18 protein-coding genes and 1 pseudogene are annotated in these 17,221 nt (G+C 66.5%); 7 read left to right on the forward strand and 12 right to left on the reverse strand.

Annotation, left to right across the window (positions count from 1 at the left end; genetic code table 11):
• Positions 1–45: 45 nt before the first annotated feature.
• From rsmH to ACZ1H8_RS02120, 7 genes are all read right to left on the reverse strand, one after another.
• The gene (rsmH, locus tag ACZ1H8_RS02090) at positions 46–984 is read right to left on the reverse strand and encodes a 16S rRNA (cytosine(1402)-N(4))-methyltransferase RsmH (RefSeq protein ID WP_465179767.1); all 939 of its coding nucleotides are present in this window, start codon (positions 982–984) and stop codon (positions 46–48) included.
• The gene (locus ACZ1H8_RS02095; protein ID WP_465179768.1) at positions 981–1,466 is read right to left on the reverse strand and encodes a division/cell wall cluster transcriptional repressor MraZ; all 486 of its coding nucleotides are present in this window, start codon (positions 1,464–1,466) and stop codon (positions 981–983) included. Before ACZ1H8_RS02095 ends, rsmH begins: the two co-directional genes overlap by 4 nt.
• Before the next feature lie 542 nt (positions 1,467–2,008).
• Positions 2,009–2,332 carry a hypothetical protein gene (locus tag ACZ1H8_RS02100; RefSeq protein WP_465179769.1) on the reverse strand — a complete coding sequence of 108 codons (324 nt, stop codon included), beginning with the start codon at positions 2,330–2,332 and terminating at the stop codon, positions 2,009–2,011.
• A gap of 50 nt (positions 2,333–2,382) precedes the next feature.
• Positions 2,383–3,375: a cysteine synthase A gene (locus ACZ1H8_RS02105; RefSeq protein ID WP_465179770.1), complete on the reverse strand. Its 993-nt coding sequence runs from the start codon at positions 3,373–3,375 to the stop codon at positions 2,383–2,385.
• Positions 3,376–3,690: 315 nt separating this feature from the next.
• Positions 3,691–4,032, reverse strand: coding sequence for an Mpo1-like protein (locus ACZ1H8_RS02110; protein ID WP_465179771.1), 342 nt, complete (start codon positions 4,030–4,032; stop codon positions 3,691–3,693).
• Positions 4,033–4,108: 76 nt separating this feature from the next.
• Positions 4,109–5,953, reverse strand: coding sequence for a DUF885 domain-containing protein (locus tag ACZ1H8_RS02115; RefSeq protein WP_465179772.1), 1,845 nt, complete (start codon positions 5,951–5,953; stop codon positions 4,109–4,111).
• Between the two features lie 35 nt (positions 5,954–5,988).
• The gene (locus tag ACZ1H8_RS02120) at positions 5,989–6,708 is read right to left on the reverse strand and encodes a helix-turn-helix domain-containing protein (RefSeq protein ID WP_465179773.1); all 720 of its coding nucleotides are present in this window, start codon (positions 6,706–6,708) and stop codon (positions 5,989–5,991) included.
• Positions 6,709–6,844: 136 nt separating this feature from the next.
• Here ACZ1H8_RS02120 and ACZ1H8_RS02125 point away from each other — a divergent pair, with 136 nt between their 5' ends.
• The 6 genes from ACZ1H8_RS02125 (at position 6,845) to aat (ending at position 12,595) form a co-directional block, all read left to right on the forward strand.
• Positions 6,845–7,342, forward strand: coding sequence for a DNA-deoxyinosine glycosylase (locus ACZ1H8_RS02125; protein WP_465179774.1), 498 nt, complete (start codon positions 6,845–6,847; stop codon positions 7,340–7,342).
• Between the two features lie 104 nt (positions 7,343–7,446).
• Complete coding sequence (locus ACZ1H8_RS02130) at positions 7,447–9,027, forward strand: vWA domain-containing protein (RefSeq protein WP_465179775.1); 1,581 nt, start codon at positions 7,447–7,449, stop codon at positions 9,025–9,027.
• A 140-nt stretch (positions 9,028–9,167) separates the two neighbouring features.
• On the forward strand, positions 9,168–10,502 hold the full coding sequence (locus ACZ1H8_RS02135; RefSeq protein WP_465179776.1) for a DNA polymerase Y family protein: 1,335 nt from the start codon (positions 9,168–9,170) through the stop codon (positions 10,500–10,502).
• 92 nt (positions 10,503–10,594) lie between these two features.
• The gene (locus ACZ1H8_RS02140) at positions 10,595–10,984 is read left to right on the forward strand and encodes a hypothetical protein (RefSeq protein WP_465179777.1); all 390 of its coding nucleotides are present in this window, start codon (positions 10,595–10,597) and stop codon (positions 10,982–10,984) included.
• 130 nt (positions 10,985–11,114) lie between these two features.
• The gene (locus tag ACZ1H8_RS02145) at positions 11,115–11,846 is read left to right on the forward strand and encodes a ParA family protein (protein ID WP_465179778.1); all 732 of its coding nucleotides are present in this window, start codon (positions 11,115–11,117) and stop codon (positions 11,844–11,846) included.
• Between the two features lie 59 nt (positions 11,847–11,905).
• Positions 11,906–12,595 carry a leucyl/phenylalanyl-tRNA--protein transferase gene (gene aat / locus ACZ1H8_RS02150; protein WP_465181318.1) on the forward strand — a complete coding sequence of 230 codons (690 nt, stop codon included), beginning with the start codon at positions 11,906–11,908 and terminating at the stop codon, positions 12,593–12,595.
• A 35-nt stretch (positions 12,596–12,630) separates the two neighbouring features.
• Here the strand turns inward: aat and ACZ1H8_RS02155 are convergent.
• The 5 genes and pseudogenes from ACZ1H8_RS02155 to ACZ1H8_RS02175 all read right to left on the reverse strand — a co-directional run.
• Positions 12,631–13,071: pseudogene (locus ACZ1H8_RS02155) on the reverse strand (DUF2155 domain-containing protein); the annotation flags it as partial.
• Positions 13,068–13,460: an NADH:ubiquinone oxidoreductase subunit NDUFA12 gene (locus tag ACZ1H8_RS02160; protein ID WP_465179779.1), complete on the reverse strand. Its 393-nt coding sequence runs from the start codon at positions 13,458–13,460 to the stop codon at positions 13,068–13,070. The gene ACZ1H8_RS02160 and the pseudogene ACZ1H8_RS02155, both read right to left, overlap by 4 nt.
• A 60-nt stretch (positions 13,461–13,520) precedes the next feature.
• A complete protein-coding gene (locus tag ACZ1H8_RS02165) occupies positions 13,521–14,036 on the reverse strand; it encodes a DUF192 domain-containing protein (RefSeq protein WP_465179780.1) in 516 nt (171 codons plus the stop codon).
• 6 nt (positions 14,037–14,042) lie between these two features.
• Positions 14,043–14,567, reverse strand: coding sequence for a cold-shock protein (locus ACZ1H8_RS02170; RefSeq protein ID WP_465181319.1), 525 nt, complete (start codon positions 14,565–14,567; stop codon positions 14,043–14,045).
• A gap of 168 nt (positions 14,568–14,735) precedes the next feature.
• The gene (locus ACZ1H8_RS02175) at positions 14,736–15,281 is read right to left on the reverse strand and encodes a regulatory protein RecX (RefSeq protein ID WP_465179781.1); all 546 of its coding nucleotides are present in this window, start codon (positions 15,279–15,281) and stop codon (positions 14,736–14,738) included.
• Between the two features lie 121 nt (positions 15,282–15,402).
• Between ACZ1H8_RS02175 and ACZ1H8_RS02180 the strand changes: the two genes are divergently transcribed.
• Positions 15,403–17,178, forward strand: a complete 1,776-nt coding sequence (locus ACZ1H8_RS02180; RefSeq protein WP_465179782.1) for a fatty acyl-AMP ligase — start codon at positions 15,403–15,405, stop codon at positions 17,176–17,178.
• Positions 17,179–17,221: the final 43 nt, after the last annotated feature.

A 17,221-nucleotide genomic window follows, 5' to 3' on the forward strand; every position in this document is an offset into this window, starting at 1 on the left:
CCAACCACGCTATCGCTCCAAAGCCCTGAACCATAACATTACTCCTTACACGCCCCACGGTGCCGCATCGGTGCGGTGCGCCACGCGCAACGTCGCCGAACGGGCTCGGGGATTACGGGCGATTTCCGCCTCGCTCGGGCGCACTGCCTTTGCCGGGGAATCGAAACTGGGTGCCGCCCTGGCGGTCATCGCCGGACGATGGCGCGAACCCGCAGGCTCGCTGCCCGACCGCTCGCGCAAGAAGCGCTTCACCAGGCGGTCTTCGAGGGAATGAAAGGTGACCACGGCCAGCCGGCCGCCGGGCTTCAGAACGCGCTCGGCTGCGGCAAGTCCTTCCGCCAGCTCGTCGAGCTCGCGGTTTACATGGATGCGCACCGCCTGGAAGGTCCGGGTCGCCGGGTCCTTCTTGTCGTGCGGCTTGTAGCCCAGCGCCTTGCGCACGATCGCGGCAAGCTCGCCGGTGGTCGAAAGCGGGCGCGCGGCGACGATCGCGCGCGCCACCCGGCGCGACCGCGGCTCGTCGCCATAATTATACAGGACATCGGCGATCTCGGCCTCGTCCGCCTCGTTGAGGAAGTCGGCCGCGCTCATCCCCTCGCCCGACATGCGCATGTCGAGCGGCCCGTCCTGCTGGAACGAGAAGCCGCGCTCGGCCTGGTCGAGCTGCATGCTCGACACGCCGATATCCAGCGTGACGCCGTCCACCGGCGCCAGGTCGCGGCGCTCCAGTTCGCCGTCCAGCGCGGAGAAGGGCGCCTCGATCAGCACCAGCCGGTCATTGCCGGCGAAACGCCGTAGGCCGCTTTCGATCGCGGTAGGATCGCGGTCGAAAGCGGCCACCTCGGCACCCCGCTCGAGGAAGGCTTGGGTATACCCCCCCGCTCCGAAGGTCGCGTCGACATGACGCTCGCCGGGCACGATGGCGAGCGCGTCGATCACTTCGTCGAGCAGGACGGAAACATGCGGCTGGGTGGCGGAGCTCACAGCTTCACCCCCTTCTGCTGGCACAGGAATTCGCAGATCTCGCGAAGATCCTCGTCGATCTCCTCCGACTTCAGCAGCACCTCGGGCGCCCAGATGTCGAAGCTCTCGCCGGCGGCGTTGAAGAACGCCCAGCTGCTGATCTGCGCCTTCGCCTTGAAGAAGGGCGGGATCACGAAGCGGCCACTGTCGTCGAAGGGCACTTTTTCGACGAGGCCGAAGGCGCGGCGCTTGGCGCGCAGGTCGGCGGGGCGGCCGGCATCGGTCGCATTCTGCTCGGCACGGTCCAGCCGCTCGTATTTCTCGCGCGACCAGGACAGATCATGGGCGGAGAGGCAAGGATCGATCGGGTGGCGGCCGATCACGATCTGGCGGACGTCGGAGTTACGCTCGACGACGCCGCGCAGGTCTGCGGGAATCGCGACGCGACCCTTCAGGTCCACCGCCTGAAGCGCAAAGCCTTCGAAGTGCTCGCGTCCCGCCAAAACCCAGTTCCCAAAGTTCGGGCACGCACTTCACCATCTCCGGACGCGCAGCATTCGCCGCGGCCCGGCCCAAATCCTTTCGACGATGAAGCTGGTCGTGCCCCGACCCTTAACCGCATTCTGGTTACCAAGAAGCGGCCGGGGAGGCAACGGGAAAACACGGGATGGAGCGGGATTTTGCCCCACTTAGCCCCTATTTCAGCTGAGTTTCACGATAGAGTCAGGCTTTGTTCGATCTATGTATTCCTAATTTTGTTCGGGGCACGAAATTAACCTGGGTTGCGGGATCCGGCGGCCTTTCGCCGTCGACATGGCACCGGGACCGACGCATGCTGCGACGAATTCCCCTGATATTACCGAGGATTGGCTTAACCGATCGTGGCAGGGTGCGACAGACCGAAGCCTTCCATGAATCGCATAAATGCTGCGAGTCACCGCAGATCGGGGGCAAGGTGGATTCGGGCAAGTGGGGCTCCGTCCCCGGATTTTCCCGTGCCATCCCGCCCGAACGGCCGGACGCGCGCGCGGTTGATCGTGCCGCGTTACTGCTGGGGCTGATCGATGAGCTTGCGGGTGGCCGAGCTGTTGGCCTGCTCGCTCGACCCGGTGCTTGGCGCCGCGCCCAGTTCGGCCAGCGGCTCGTCCTTGCCGGTCGCGGCGGCGACGCTGGCATTGCCCTCGGTCATGTTGGCGATCACGGACACGTTCGACGCACCGACGGCGGTCGCGGGTCCGTCGCGGCTGGCGGAGCTGAAGATCGCGCTCATCAGCCCGATCAGGACGAGCACCATGGCAAGCCCGGTAAGCCCGACGCGCACGCGCTGCATCGCCTGGGCGGAGTCCTGATGCGATCCCGATTTCATCATAGCTGTGGCATAAATGTAACGCATGAACATCCTCTTGTCGAGGATATCGCTCAGGTCGTCGCCAGCCACTCCGGTACCTGGAGGCCCTTCGCCTCCAGCCACTCGCGGTTATACAGGGTCGACAGATAGCGAAAACCGGTATCGCACAGGATCGTCGCGATCCGCTTGCCCGGCCCCAGCTGACGGCCGAGCTGCACCGCCCCCGCCACGTTGATTCCCGACGACAGGCCCAGGCACAGCCCCTCCTCCGCCAGCAGGCGGCGGACCCATTCCATCCCCTCCGCGTCGGAGATGCGGAACTGGGTGTCGATCGGCGCACCTTCCAGATTGGCGGTGATACGCCCCTGCCCGATCCCCTCGGCGACCGAATTGCCCTCGGCCTTCAGCTCGCCATGGGCGTAGTAATTGTAGAGCGCCGCCCCGTGCGGATCGCTCAGCGCGATGCACACATTCTCGTCGCGCGCCTTCAGCCCCAGCCCGACGCCGGCGATCGTCCCGCCGGTGCCCGCGGCGCAGGTGAAGCCGTCGATCCGACCCTCCATCTGCTCCCAGATCTCCTCGGCGGTGCCGATGATATGCGCTTTGCGGTTCGCGATATTGTCGAACTGGTTCGCCCAGATCGCGTTCGGCGTCTCCTCCGCGATGCGGCGCGAGGTGTGTACGAAATGCCCGGGGTTCGAATAGGGCGCGGCCGGCACCAGCACCAGCTCGGCGCCCAGAGCGCGCAGCGTGTCCATCTTCTCGCGGCTCTGCGTCTCGGGCATGACGATGATCGTCTTGTACCCCTTGGCATTGGCGACCAGCGCCAGGCCGATGCCGGTGTTGCCCGCGGTTCCCTCGACGATCGTCCCGCCCGGCTGGATCAGCCCGCGCTCCTCGGCGTCGCGCACGATGAACAGCGCCGCGCGGTCCTTCACCGATGCGCCGGGATTGGCGAATTCGCACTTGCCGAAAATGTCGCAGCCCGCGGCTTCGCTCGGCCCCTTCAGCCGGACCAGCGGGGTGTTTCCGATCAGCGAGAGCGTGTCCGATATCACTTGCATCGCCGCTAGATAGGGTCGCCACCCTGCGATCGGCAAGCAAGCGCTGGTAATCGCGGCGAAAGCGGGGATTTGGCGCACGCGATCGATCGCGTTTGCGACGAACCGTGCAACAAAATCCGCCCGCGATTCATTTCACGGACGCCAGCCTGGCACGACATCAAAATCTGCAAGAGCCCGCAATGTTCCGCGACAGCGATCCCGCACCCTTCCTCCTCGCCCCCGATCGGCGCGAGACGAATCCGGTCTCGCTCGACTGTTTCTGGGCAGCGGTCGACGAAGTATCGATCGAGGACGCCGACCGCCCGATCCCGGAGATCAGCGTGACACCCCGGCGCGATCGAGATGCGGCCCCAGCCGGCCGCTGATCCACAGGAAGAACATGCGATAGTCGCTGACCAGCGACCATAGGGGGTGGCTGAAGGTCGCCGGCCGGTTCCTCTCGACCGCGAAATGCGCCGCCCAGGCAAAGCCATAGCCGGCGACCGGGACCAGCGCCCACCACCACCCGCCCCAGCGGATCGCGACCGCCGCGAACACCAGGGTCAGCGCCGTCCCGACATAGTGAAGCACTCGCGTTTCCGACCGCGCATGTTCGCGCAGATAATGCGGCCAGAACTCGGCATAGCGGCGCATGGGCGCGGACGGCGATGCGGACATGGGCAGGCATCCTCTCGTCAATCTTGATTGACGGTGATCCTATTGCGCGCCCGCGCCCGCATCAACGCCCTGCGCGTCAGGCCTGTTTGCGCGTCTCGACCCAGCGGTCGATCACCGTCTCCAGCACCGACACCGGCATCGCGCCCGCAGCCAGCGCGGTGTCGTGGAAGCCGCGAATGTCGAACCGCTCGCCCAGCGCCGCGCGCGCCTTTTCGCGCAGCGCAACCCAGCGCGTCTGCCCCACCATGTAGCTGGTCGCCTGCCCCGGCCACACGCAATAGCGCTCGACCTCGGTGACGTTGCTCGGCTCGGGCGTGCCCAGCGTGTCGTTCATATAGGCGATCGCCTTTTCCCGACTCCAGCGCTGATGGTGCAGCCCGGTATCGACCACCAGCCGCGCCGCGCGGAACAGATAGGATTGGAGATAGCCCAGCCGCCCCAGTGGATCCTTGGCATAGGCGCCCATCTCGTCGGCCAGCTGCTCGGCATAGAGCCCCCAGCCCTCGGTATAGACCGAATAGGCCGGCAGGCGGCGCAGCGGCGGAATGCCGGTCGCTTCCTGAGCGAGCGCGATCTGGTGGTGATGCCCCGGCGTCGCCTCGTGATAGGTCAGCGTCGGCAGCGACCAGCGCGGATTCTCCGCTGTGTCGCGCAGGTTAATGTAATAGGCACCGGGGCGCGACCCATCCAGCGCCGGGCTCTGGTAATAGCCGCCGGTCGCGCCCGCCTCGATCTCCGGCGGCACGCGGCGGATCTCGACCATCGCCTTGGGCAGCCGCCCGAACATCTCGGGCAGCCGCTTCTGCATCTCGATCATCTGCAGGTTCAGCTCGGCGATCAGCTTCGCCTTGCCGGCATCGGTATTGGGATAGATGTAGCGCGGGTCTTTGCCCAGCGCGAGCAGCCGCTGGGCGACCGTGCCCTTGGTCATGCCCTGTTCGCGGAAGATCGCATCGGCCCGCGCGGTCAGCTCGGCGATGCGCTCCAGCCCCAGCTTGTGGATCTCGTCCGCCGACATCGTCGTCGTCGTCGCATAGGCAAGCGCATAGTCGTAATAGGCCGCGCCGTCGGGCAGCCGCCACACGCCGCCGTCATGCGTCGCCCGCGCACGCACCTTGCGCAGTTCGGCGATCTGGCGCTGCATCGCCGGATAGATGCGGTCGCGCACTACCGCCGTGCCCCGCGCGGTCCAGTCGCCGGCGATGCCGGCCTTCGCCGTCTTCTCGGCCAGGTTGGTCGTCAGGCCGTTGGCCTCGGGCCGCGGCGCCACGATCCGCTCATATTGCTGCAGCGTGCGGTCGATCACGAAATCGGGCGGGATCACGCCGGCGGCATGATCGGCCTGCATCCGGCCGGTCTCGTTGTCGATCTGCGCGGCGAAATCGGCGCAGCGCGCCATATAGGCATCGGCATCCGCCTGGCCGGCGATCGAATGCTGGTTGATCAGGAAATCGGGGATCGACCGATAGGTCCCGCTCAGCTGCGTCACCGGATGCGGCTCGGGCCAGCTGTGCGTGCCATAGCTGAACCGGTCATAGGCCTGGACATAGGTTTCCCACGGCCCGCGGAACGTGTCGTAATTGATCCGGTCCATGCCCGTCAGCTTGTCGGCATCGATCGCCTTCAGCTTCTTCAGCCCCTCGCGGTACAGGCTCTGCTGGCGCTTGATCCCGGCGGGCGACCGGTCGGCGAGCCGCGACTTGGCGGCGATATTGTCACCCTTGTCCAGGCCCAGCGCGGTGGCGAATTCGGGGTCCTCGCGGATCAGCGCGTCATAGGCCCAGTCGAGCGCCTGGTTCAGCTTCTCCGCTTCCGAGCCGGGAGCGGCGGTCGCGGCCTGCGCGCGCGCCGTCGCCGGCAGCGTGGCGGCTGCCACGACCGGGGGAATCGAGGCAAGAAACTCGCGGCGTCGAATATGCATGAACCTGAAACTCCTTCTGTCCGCCGACGGGTCTATCAGCCGCGAGCGACACCGTCTTGAACCCAGTTGGCGGCGCGCCACGCACGCGGCGTCCGGCCGGTCATCGCGCCGATCGCCCGCGTCATATGCGCCTGGTCGGCAAATCCCGTGTTCAGCGCGATCTCCGCCAGCGGCTCGCGCGTCCCGGTGATCGCGCGCAGCGCCAGCCGGGTACGAACGGCGGCGCGATACTGGCGCGGGGCACAGCCATAGGCCTGGCGAAAGCCGCGGCTGACCGTATCGGGCCGCAGCCGGTGGCGATCCGCCCATTCCGCCAGCGCGATGCTGCCTGCGATGCGCAACTCATCCGCCAGCAGGTCGGGCCAGTCCAGTGCCGCCACCTCGACCGGCATAAAGGCATCGGCCAGCATCGCCGCCGCCACCCGCGGATCGCACTCGGCCGCGCGGACGATCCGGTCGGGATCGCCCACCCGCCCCCGAACCCGCTCGGCATCTGCCAGCGCCGCCGGCACCGGCATCACCAGCACCTCCGCCCCCGCGGCGGACACGCGATCGAGATGCGATTCATAGGCATGGTGGATCAGCACGTCGCCGGCACGCACCAGCGACCGCCCCTCGTCGCCCGCCTCCTGATACTCGCCGCTCAGCACCAGCGCGGCGAAGGCGATATCATGGCAATGCCGCGCGAGTTGCTCCCTGCTGCCATGCCGCAGCCGCCCGATCGGCGCCGTCGCAAAGGAAGCATTTCCGCACATGCCCCAATGCTTAGGCAGGCGATCCGGCACTGGCAATGTGATGGGATGGTGCAAGGCGCGCTGCAGCCGACAGTCGCGGCGCTCGACCTATCGACCCACTCCCCTCCGCCCCACCCGCCATGCTAGTCCGGGCCTGATGGACCCCCGCAAGCACGCCTTTCCGCCCGTCGTCGATCCGCGCGTCCGTCTGCTCGTGCTCGGCAGCCTGCCGGGCGAGCGGTCGCTTGCGGCAGGGCGCTATTATGCCCATCCCCAGAATCAGTTCTGGCGACTGATGTCGGCAGCCATCGGTCGCGACCTGACCGCACTCGACTATGGCGCGCGCCTCGACGCCTTGCTCGACGCGCATGTCGGCCTGTGGGACGTCGTCGCTAGTGCGCAGCGCAAGGGAAGCACCGACGCCGCGATCCGCGAGCCGGAGGTTCGCGACATCGCCGCGCTCGCCGCGTCACTGCCGGACCTGCGGGCGATCGCGTTCAACGGCGGGACCGCATGGCGCCACGGCACCGCCCAATTAAGGCATAAATGTGATTCGATTGCCTTGATTTCGCTGCCTTCGAGCAGCCCGCTGCACACCATCGGGCTTGATGCCAAGCTGCCGAACTGGTCGGCGCTCTCCTCCTATCTCGCTTGAATTAAACGCCAATTTCCGCGCAATGGGATGCCACGCAAATCCCCTTGCCTGTCTCGCCACAATCATGCCACATTTAAGGCAAGATCAAGGCAAGGAGGGATGCAATGCGGTTAAGCTATCTGGCGACCACGACGATCTGTGCGGCACTGCTTTCGGGATGCGGCGGCCCAGGCGGCTCCGACTATCAGGGCGGCGTCAGCCCCGAGATCGTCGACGTCTCCACCCTGCCGCCCGAGATGCGCGAGCGCTACAAGGCGAACGACATCTCGCCCGTGCAAAGCACCGCGACGGCGCCGGTCTCGACCTTCGCGGTCGATGTCGACACCGCCGCCTATTCCAACGTCCGCCGCTTCCTCACCAGCGGCCAGCCGGTGCCGAAGGATGCGGTCCGCACCGAGGAACTGGTCAACTATTTCCGCTATGACTACCCCCTGCCCGCCGACCGCAGCGAGCCGTTCAGCGTGACGACCGATGTCGCGCGCACGCCGTGGAACCCGGATACGCGGCTGCTGCGCATCGGCCTGCGCGGCTATGACCTAAGCTATCGCCAGCGGCCGCCCGCCAATCTGGTGTTCCTCATTGATGTCTCGGGATCGATGGAGGATACGGACAAGCTGCCGCTGGTGAAACAGTCGCTGACGATGCTGGCCGACAATTTGCGCCCGCAGGATTGCGTCTCGATCGTCGTCTATGCCGGCGCCGCCGGACTGATCCTCGACGCCAGCAGCGATCCCGACGAGATCCGCGATGCGCTCGACCGGTTGAGCGCGGGCGGATCGACCGCTGGCGGCGAAGGGATCGAACTCGCCTATGAAACCGCCCGCGCAAACATGCGGCGCGACGGCATCAACCGCGTCATCCTGGCGACCGATGGCGATTTCAACGTCGGGATGACCGATCCGTCGCAGCTCGAACAGCTGATCGAGCGCAACCGCGACGACGGCATCACCCTCACCACGCTCGGCTTCGGCCAGGGCAATCTCAACGACGCGATGATGGAGGGAATCGCCGACAAGGGGAATGGCAACTATGCCTATATCGACAGCGCGATGGAGGCGCGAAAGGTCCTCGACGAGGAGCTGAGCTCTACCCTGTTCACCATCGCCAAGGACGTGAAGGTCCAGGTCGAGTTCAATCCGGCCCAAGTCAGCGAATATCGGCTGATCGGCTATGAGAACCGCGCGCTGCGCGAACAGGATTTCGCCAATGACAAGGTCGATGCCGGCGATATCGGCGCCGGGCATCAGGTCACCGCACTCTATGAAGTCGTCCCCCGCGGCGCAAAGGGCTGGACCGGCGAACGGCGCTACGCCGCCAACCGGTCGGACCGTGGGGGCGAGACCCCGGCTGCCGGCTGGACCGGCGACGGCGGCGAGTTCGCCTTCGTGAAGCTGCGCTACAAGCTGCCCGAGGGCAGCAGCTCGCGGCTGATCCAGCGCCCCGTCGCGGCATCGCTGCTGACCCAGGCATCGGCACCGCAAGGCGACCTGGCCTTCGCCGTGTCGGTCGCCGGCTTCGCCCAGTTGCTGCGCGGCGATCCCCTGCTCGGGCGCTGGAGCTGGCAGGATGCGCGCACGCTCGCCGGCAGCCAGAGCGGCCTCTGGCGCCGCGAATATCTCGGGCTGATCGATCGTGCCGAGGCAGCTTCCCCGCGCAGCGATAGGGCGCTGCGGGGCGCGGAGTGAGCCTGTATGATCTCGCCCGATCGCCGGCGGCGCTCCGGACGCCGCCGGCCCGTCGCTGCCCGGCTCTCCGCCGGGTCGGGCCGCGACGCCCCATCCCTCGATTGGCGCGGTGGCTATGTTCCACTATTGTTCCGCACCAGATGCCACAACCGACTCGCCTCGAACCCATCACCGCGCCCGAGGCCGTGCTCGCCTTTCCGCCGCGGCCGCTGCGCTGGCTGTTCCTCGACCTCAACTCCTATTTCGCCAGCGTCGAGCAACAGCTGAATCCGGCGTGGCGCGGGCGGCCGCTGATCGTCGCCCCGGTCGACAGCGACACCACCGTCGCGATCGCCGCCTCGGTCGAGGCGAAGCGCTACGGCATCACCACGCTGACGCCGGTATGGGAGGCCAAGCGCAAGTGCCGCGACCTGGTCATCGCCCCGGCGCAGCACCAGAAATATGTCGAATATCATCACCGCATCGTCGACGAGATCTGGAAGCATATCCCGGTCACGATGGTCTGCTCGATCGACGAGGTCGCCTGCCGCCTGCTCGATAACGAGAATTCGCCCGAGGCGGCGCTCGCGCTTGCCCGCCGGATCAAGACAGCGATCCTTGCCAATGTCGGCGAATGCCTGACCTCGTCGGTCGGGATCGCGCCCAACCGCCTGCTCGCGAAACTGGCTAGCGACATGCAGAAGCCCGACGGGCTCGTGATGCTGCAGGAGCATGAATTGCCCGAGCGGCTCTACGACCTGAAGCTGCGCGACATCGCCGGGATCGGGGCAAAGATGGAGCGTCGGCTGGCGCAGGACGGCATCCTCGACATCCGCCAATATTGCGAGCGGCGCCCGCGCGACGCAGGCACAGCCTGGGGCAGCCTGAACGGCGACCGGCTGTGGTTTCTGCTTCACGGCGTCGACCTGCCCGACAAGCCGAGGCAGAGCCGCACGATCGGGCACAGCCATGTCCTCTCGCCATCGAAGCGCGGGATGGAGCCGACCCGGCTGACCGCGCGCCGGCTCACATTGAAGGCGGCCAGCCGCCTGCGCCGCAAGGGCTATCGGACGCGGCTGCTCGTGCTTCACGGCAAGTTCGAGGACGACAAGTCCAACTGGCGGGCCTCGATCAAATTGCCGCGGACGCAGGACAGTTTCGTGATTCTTCACGCACTTGATCACCTGTTTCCACGGCTCGCGGATGCGGGAAGAAAGCGGCCTGGCGGCTTCCGACTCCGGATGATCGGCGTGACGCTGTGCGAGATCGAGGCGGCGGATGGCGACCAGCACTCGCTGTTCGCGTCGCTCGATCCGGACAACCCACTGGCTCGCGAAACGCGCACGCTTGCGCTGAGCCGTGCCATGGATCGGATCAATGAACGTTTCGGACGCACGGCAGTCTCGGTCGGACCGTTAAACGGAGGTCGACTCGACGCGGTGGGAAGCAAGATCGCCTTTGGGCGGATTCCCGAGATCGAGGAATTTCACGAGTGAACGTAATTTCATTGCGTCGCACAAAAATTGTGTGACTTTATATCACGAAAGCCTTGACGGGCTGGAAACCATCGGCAAACAGAGCATCCGCTATGAAAACCCTCCCCATCCTCGCAACAGCCCTGGTCGCAATCCTTTCGCTGTCCGCTTGCAAGCCCGAACCCGAAGTGATCGGCGCCCGTCCGGCGGACCCCAATGCCGAGAAGGTGAAGAACGCTCCGCCGGTGGAACTGCCGCCGTCGATCGCGTCCAGCGTCAGCTTCCGCTGCCAGCCGGGCAACACGCTCGCCTTTGTCGACTTCATGAAAGGCGACAAGATCGCCGTCCTGAAGACCGAAAAGGGCGCGATGGGCGGCACCACGCTGCGCGCACCCGAAGCCGGCCAGCCCTTCGTTGCCGACGGTGGCTACAAGATCACCGGCGATGCCAAGGCTGCGACGATCGAAGCACCGGGCGCAGGCACCAAGACCTGCAAGGCCTGACCTGAAGCGCGAGGCTTCGGTCTCGTCTTCGTAACGTAACATTCTCTCGCAAGAAAAAGGCTGGCGGGCTTCCCGCCGGCCTTTTTTCATGCCCTGATCCAATCGGGCAGCATCTCCGGAGAATGCGCGGGTGGCGACGGTAGCGGTCTACAGCCTGAAGGGCGGTGTCGGCAAAACGACGCTCGCGGTCAATCTCGCCTGGTCTTCCGCCATCCAGTCTTCCCGGCGCACCCTGTTATGGGATCTCGATCCTCAGGCAGCCGCCACCTTCCTGCTCGAGCATGGCCCTGGCGCGCGCGACCGCGCCCAGGCGGTGTTCACCAGGGATCTCGATGCCGATCGGCTGATCCGACCCACCCGGTTCGACCGGCTCGACCTGCTCGGTGCCGACGCGTCGCTGCGCGATCTCGACCTGCTGTTCCATCAGCTCGACAAGAAGAAGAGGCTCGCCAAGCTGCTCGGGCAACTCGCGAGCGACTATGATCGGATCCTGCTCGATTGCCCGCCCGGCCTGACCGACACCAGCGAGCAGGTCATGCGTGCCGCCGACTTGATCGTCGTGCCGGTCGTCCCCTCGGCATTGTCGATGCGCGCTTATGACGAGGTTGCCGCGCATCTGGTTGCCAAGGGCAACAAGGTTCCGCTGATGCCGGTCCATTCGATGGTCGACGGTCGCCGGCGCCTCCATGCCGAGGCGATCCAGGCGCATCCCGACTGGCCGGTCATCCCCATGGCAAGCATCGTCGAGGCGATGGCGACGCGCCGCACGCCGCTGGGCGACTATGCCCCGCGGACGCCCGCCGCCCAGGCTTTTTCCGGCCTCTGGCAAGCGATCGAGCGGCGCCTTACAAGCAAGCGGTGAGCCACCGCCAGAACACCCCCCAAATCCTCGATCCCGATCTCATCCTGCGCGCCTATGCGATGGGCGTGTTCCCCATGGCCGACGATCGCGACGCTGCCAGCGTCTATTGGGTCGAGCCCAAATTGCGCGGCGTCCTGCCTCTGGACGGCTTCCACCTGTCGAAGTCGCTGCGCAAGACGATCCTGTCGGACCGGTTCCGGGTCACCGCCGACACACGTTTCGAAGAGATCATCCGGCTGTGCGCCGAAAGCGCCGACGACCGCCCCGACACCTGGATCAGCGGACCGATCGAGACGGTGTTCATCGAACTGCACCGTCGCGGCTTCGCCCATTCGATCGAAGTCTGGGAAGAGGACCGGCTGGTCGGCGGGCTTTACGGCCTCGCGCTCGGCCGTGCCTTTTTCGGTGAGTCGATGGTTAGCCGCGCGCGCGACGCGTCGAAGGTCGCTCTCGCCTGGCTGGTCGCGCGACTGCGCGTCGGCGGCTTCACCCTGCTCGACTGCCAGTTCATCACCGATCATCTCGCATCGCTCGGCGCGATCGAGATTCCGCGCGACGATTATGTCGGGTTGCTGGGCGCCGCGCTGGGCGACGCTGCCGGAGCCGGTTCGGGCTCGGCGGCGGGCGATTTCGGCGCGCTCGACGCCTTGCTCGCGCCGGACGACCCCTTGGTCGCGTCTCCTGCGGAAACCGTATTGGGCCCCGAATCGCGGAAGGTCATCGTGCAGCTCTTGGCCCAGACGTCATAGATCGGGTGCTGCACGACGTTGAGTGCAGGACGCGCGGCATAGAGCCAGCCCGAGAAGACGCGACGCCAGCTCTGATCCGGCTGCCGCACGTCGAGCTGGACGAAGGCGCCCTCGTCCTGGAAATTCTCCCAGGGCGCGGTCTTTTCGCAGGCGCGCAGCCGGACGATCGTGTCGCCGACGCGCACGGACTGGCCGGGCTTCAGCTTCAATTCGCGCGACTGGCCGTTGCGCTTGTTGAGCAGGCCGATCGTCGCAACCCGGTCCTTCATCGGCGTCGCCGCGGCCGCCTCCGTCCCGTCGGGCGCCACCTCGGTGACGTCGGCGGACGGCGCGACATTGGTCACGTCCCCGCCGTCGGTGGTGACGATGTCGTCGATGCTCTGATTATTGCCGGCGCTTACGGCATTGTCCCCGCCACAGGCGCCAAGGCCGAGCAGCAGGGCCGCCGCGGTCGCCGTACGGAGACGCAAGGTCATGCGCCGGGAGTCCAGGCCTCATAATCGCCGGTGGCGGCGACACGCCGGCCACCCTCCTCGAGCGCACCCTTGGGACGCCATGCCTCGATCGTGCCGGTGCGGTTGGGCTCGGGCGGCTTTTCCCAGACGCGCGGCGCCGGAAGCGACTGGTCGGGTGCCCCCTCGATCTGGTGATGCAGCCAGCTGAACCATTCGGGCGGGACGCGGCTGGCGTCGTTCAGGCCCGAATAAATGACCCAGCGGCGCGGGTTGCCGGCGGTGTCGCTGCCGCCTTCCCAATAGACATTGCCCAGCGAATCCTCGCCGACGCGGGTCTTGCCGCGCAGACCCATCCAGGTGCCGAAGGTGGCGCCTTCCCACCAGGTGAAAATATTCTTGAGGATACCCATGCGGCTGCCCTTAGCGCGACGCCCGGTGCGGAGGCAATTCGATTCCTGCCGCCGAACCGATCACTTTGCCCTGCCGCGCCTGCGGCCCGGCCAGTCGACCCTGTCCCCGGTCGAGATTCCCAGTTCGGCGGCCCGGCCGCCGTTCAGTTCGAGTACTGCCGATACCGGCTCGCCGGAGAGGATCCGCGTCTCGTCGAACGGGACTGCGTTCGCCGCGATTCGCGCGATCACCCCGTCGGGCCGGATGAACAGGATATCGAGCGCACTGGGCGTGTTGTGCATCCAGAAGCTCGCCTCGCGCGGCGGACTGCCGTCACCGGGATAGGGCGCGAACAACATGCCGCCATCGCGCGGCAGCTCGGTGCGGTACATCAGCCCGCGCGACTGCGCCTCGGACGTCTTGGCATGCTCGACCTGGAAACGATGCGCCTTGCCCGAGGCGCTGGTCACCACGACCTCGATCATGGGCACCGCGGTCCTGACGGTCTGGGCTGCCGCCACGTCCACAATCGACAGTTGCGACCCGGACAGGATCGCGGCGGCAATCGCCGCCTTCAACGCACGCTTGTACACCATTGGGGTTCAGCCAATCCCTTCGACGGCTACCGCCAGCGGCCCCTTCTCTCCGTCGACGATCCGGGCGCTCAGCGGCTGGCCGGGCTCGATCTCGTCGATGCCGGCGCGCCGCAGCGTCTCCATATGCACGAAAATGTCGCTGCTGTCTCCGTTGCGCACCAGGAAGCCATAGCCCTTGATTCGGTTGAACCATTTGACCGTGACGGGTTCCCAGTCGCCGGCAGATTCGATCAGCTTCAGCCGATCGGCCCGATCGGGCGTTTTCGGCCGGACAAGCTCGACCGCGCCGCTCATGTCGATCGAGGTGATCGCCGTCGCCTGGAACCCGCGGTGCCGCTTCACCGCGAAACATTCGACGCGGGCGCCTTCGGGCAGGCTGCGCCGGCCATGATCCTGCAATACGCTGAAATGAACTAGGATGTCGCCGAGTTCGGGCTGGTCGGCGACCACGAAGCCGAAGCCCCGCGTCACGTCGAACCATTTCACGACGCCGGAACAGGGCAGCCCCTCCGGACCACCCTCGACGTCCATCCTCTCTGTCACAGGCAACTCGTCCGCGACCGGTCCGGGCTGCATAAGCTGCGGGTTCGCACGCATGTCATTCTTCCCCCAGTCGATGACACTATCATCTTTTTCTGCGCTGGAAACTGCTTTGTATCAGGTGGTTTCCCTCGGTTCGAGAGGTTGATTGCGAAGCGTTCAGGAAAGTCCCGCCAACGCCACCGCCTCGTCCGGGTCGTCGGACGGCTCGATGCGGACGATTCGTCGCGCCAGATCGGGCGCATGACCCGCCCGGACCAGCGCTGCCACCTGTTTCTGCCGCAGCGCCTGATCCGCCGTCTCGCGTGCCCAGGGGCCGATCCGCTTGCGCCGGGCAAAGGCAAGCGCGCTGGTCGTCGCGTCCTCCTCCAGCATCGACGACACGGCGCTGCGGTCCTGCTCGTCGATCCCGTCGAAACGCAGCGCCTGCTCGATCCGTCGCGCGCCCAGTCCGCGCCGCCCCATCGATCCGGCGCGCATCTCGGCAAAGGCCCGGTCGTCGACATAGCGCAGCTCGGCCATCCGCTCGGCCAGCGCGACCGGGTCCGCCGCAGCCTCGCCATCCCAGCCCCGTTCGCGGATTTTCCTGCGCAAATAGGTCGCGAGGCGGCCTCGGGTCGTCGCATATCGCTCGACGTAACGCAGCGCCAAACGCTCCAGATCGGCTTGATTCAAAGGGGATAGGACGCGGCGCTGCTGGGTCATGCGCCATGATTGTGCCACAGTGGCAACCGATTTTGAACGACAGTGCGCAGCAGAACCGATCGTAGATTTTCTGCGTGTGGGGGCACTGGGTTCGCTGCCACACAGGGGTAAAGAGACAGGAATGGTTTTGGACGTTACGGGATCGCCCGAAAACAATTCGGCCTCGCCGGCAACGCTGGCTCCGACGCCGACGGACGACACGCTTGTGCGGCGCTATGCCGACTTCGCCACGGTTGGCGAGGCGCTGGACTATGCCGCGCAGGGCGTTCGCGGGCTGAATTTTCACGACGCGCGCGGCAATCTTGCCCGCCCCTATCCGTTCTCGGAACTGCGCGCCGACGCGCTGGAGCAGGCCTATCGCCTGATCGCCGCCGGTGTGAAGCCCGAGGATCGCATCGCCCTGATCGCCGAGACGGGCCCTGAGTTCGCCTCGCTGTTCTTCGGCGTGATCTATGCCGGTGCCTGGCCGGTGCCGCTGCCGCTGCCGACCTCGTTCGGCGGTGCCCAATCCTATATCGACCAGCTCACCGTCCAGCTGACCAGCTGCGACCCGACGATGCTGATCTACCCCCCCGAAATCGGTGCGATGTGCGCCGAGGCGGCGCGCGCCCGCGGGGTCGAGGGGATCGACTGGAGCGATTTCGACCAGCGCCCCGCGATCGAGACAACGCTGCCCGTCGCGACGACCGACGACATCGCCTATCTGCAATATTCCAGCGGATCGACCCGCTTCCCCCACGGCGTCGCGATCACCCACCACGCCCTGCTGAACAATCTCGCCGCGCACAGCCATGGCATGCATGTCGGCGACGGCGATCGCTGCGTGTCCTGGCTGCCCTGGTATCACGACATGGGTCTGGTCGGCTGCCTGCTCTCGGTCGTCGCCAACCAGGTATCGACCGACTATCTAAAGACCGAGGATTTCGCCCGCCGCCCCCTCGCCTGGCTCGACCTGATCAGCCGCAACGAGGGCACGACGCTCAGCTATTCGCCGACCTTCGGCTATGACATCTGCGCGCGCCGCATGTCGTCGCAGACCAAGGCCTCGGACCGGTTCGACCTGTCGCGCTGGCGCGTCGCCGGCAATGGCGCGGACATGATCCGTCCCGACGTGATGCAGAAGTTCGTCGATGCCTTCGCCGACGCCGGGTTCAAGGCATCCGCCTTCCTGCCCAGCTACGGCCTGGCCGAGGCTACGCTGGCAGTCTCGATCATGCCCCCGGGCGAAGGCATCCGCGTCGAACTGGTCGAGGAAACCCAGCTGTCGGGCGGCGATGTCGCCCGCGCCGACCGGCCGCAGCGCTTCCGCGCCATCGTCAACTGCGGCAAGCCGGCGCGCGACATGGAGATCCAGATCCGCGAGGAAGACGGCACGCCGCTTCCCGAAAAGGCGATCGGCAAGGTCTGGTGCCGCGGTCCGTCGGTGATGGTCGGCTATTTCCGCGACCCCGAATCGACCGCCGCCTGCCTGGTCGACGGCTGGCTCGATACCGGCGACATGGGCTATATCAGCGAAGGCTATATCTACATCGTCGGCCGCGCCAAGGACATGATCATCGTCAACGGCAAGAACCACTGGCCGCAGGACATCGAATGGGCGGTCGAGCAGCTGCCCGGCTTCAAGCAGGGCGACATCGCCGCCTTCGCGATCACCACCCCCGGCGGCGAAGAGACGCCGGCGGTGCTGGTCCAGTGCCGCACCTCGGACGAGATCGAGCGCCTCCGCCTGCGCGACGAGATCCGCGAGCGCGTTCGCTCGGTCACCGGCATGAACTGCGTCGTCGAGCTGGTCCCGCCGCGCACCCTGCCGCGCACCAGCTCGGGCAAGCTCAGCCGGGCCAAGGCGCGCAACCTGTATCTGAACGGCGAGATCAAGCCCTACGCGCTCGCCGCCTGAGGGTCAGGCGATCGAAGGATCAAAGGCGCTCCGGCATTGCCGC

The sequence above is a fragment of the Sphingomonas sp. BL-S-25 genome (assembly GCF_055521555.1).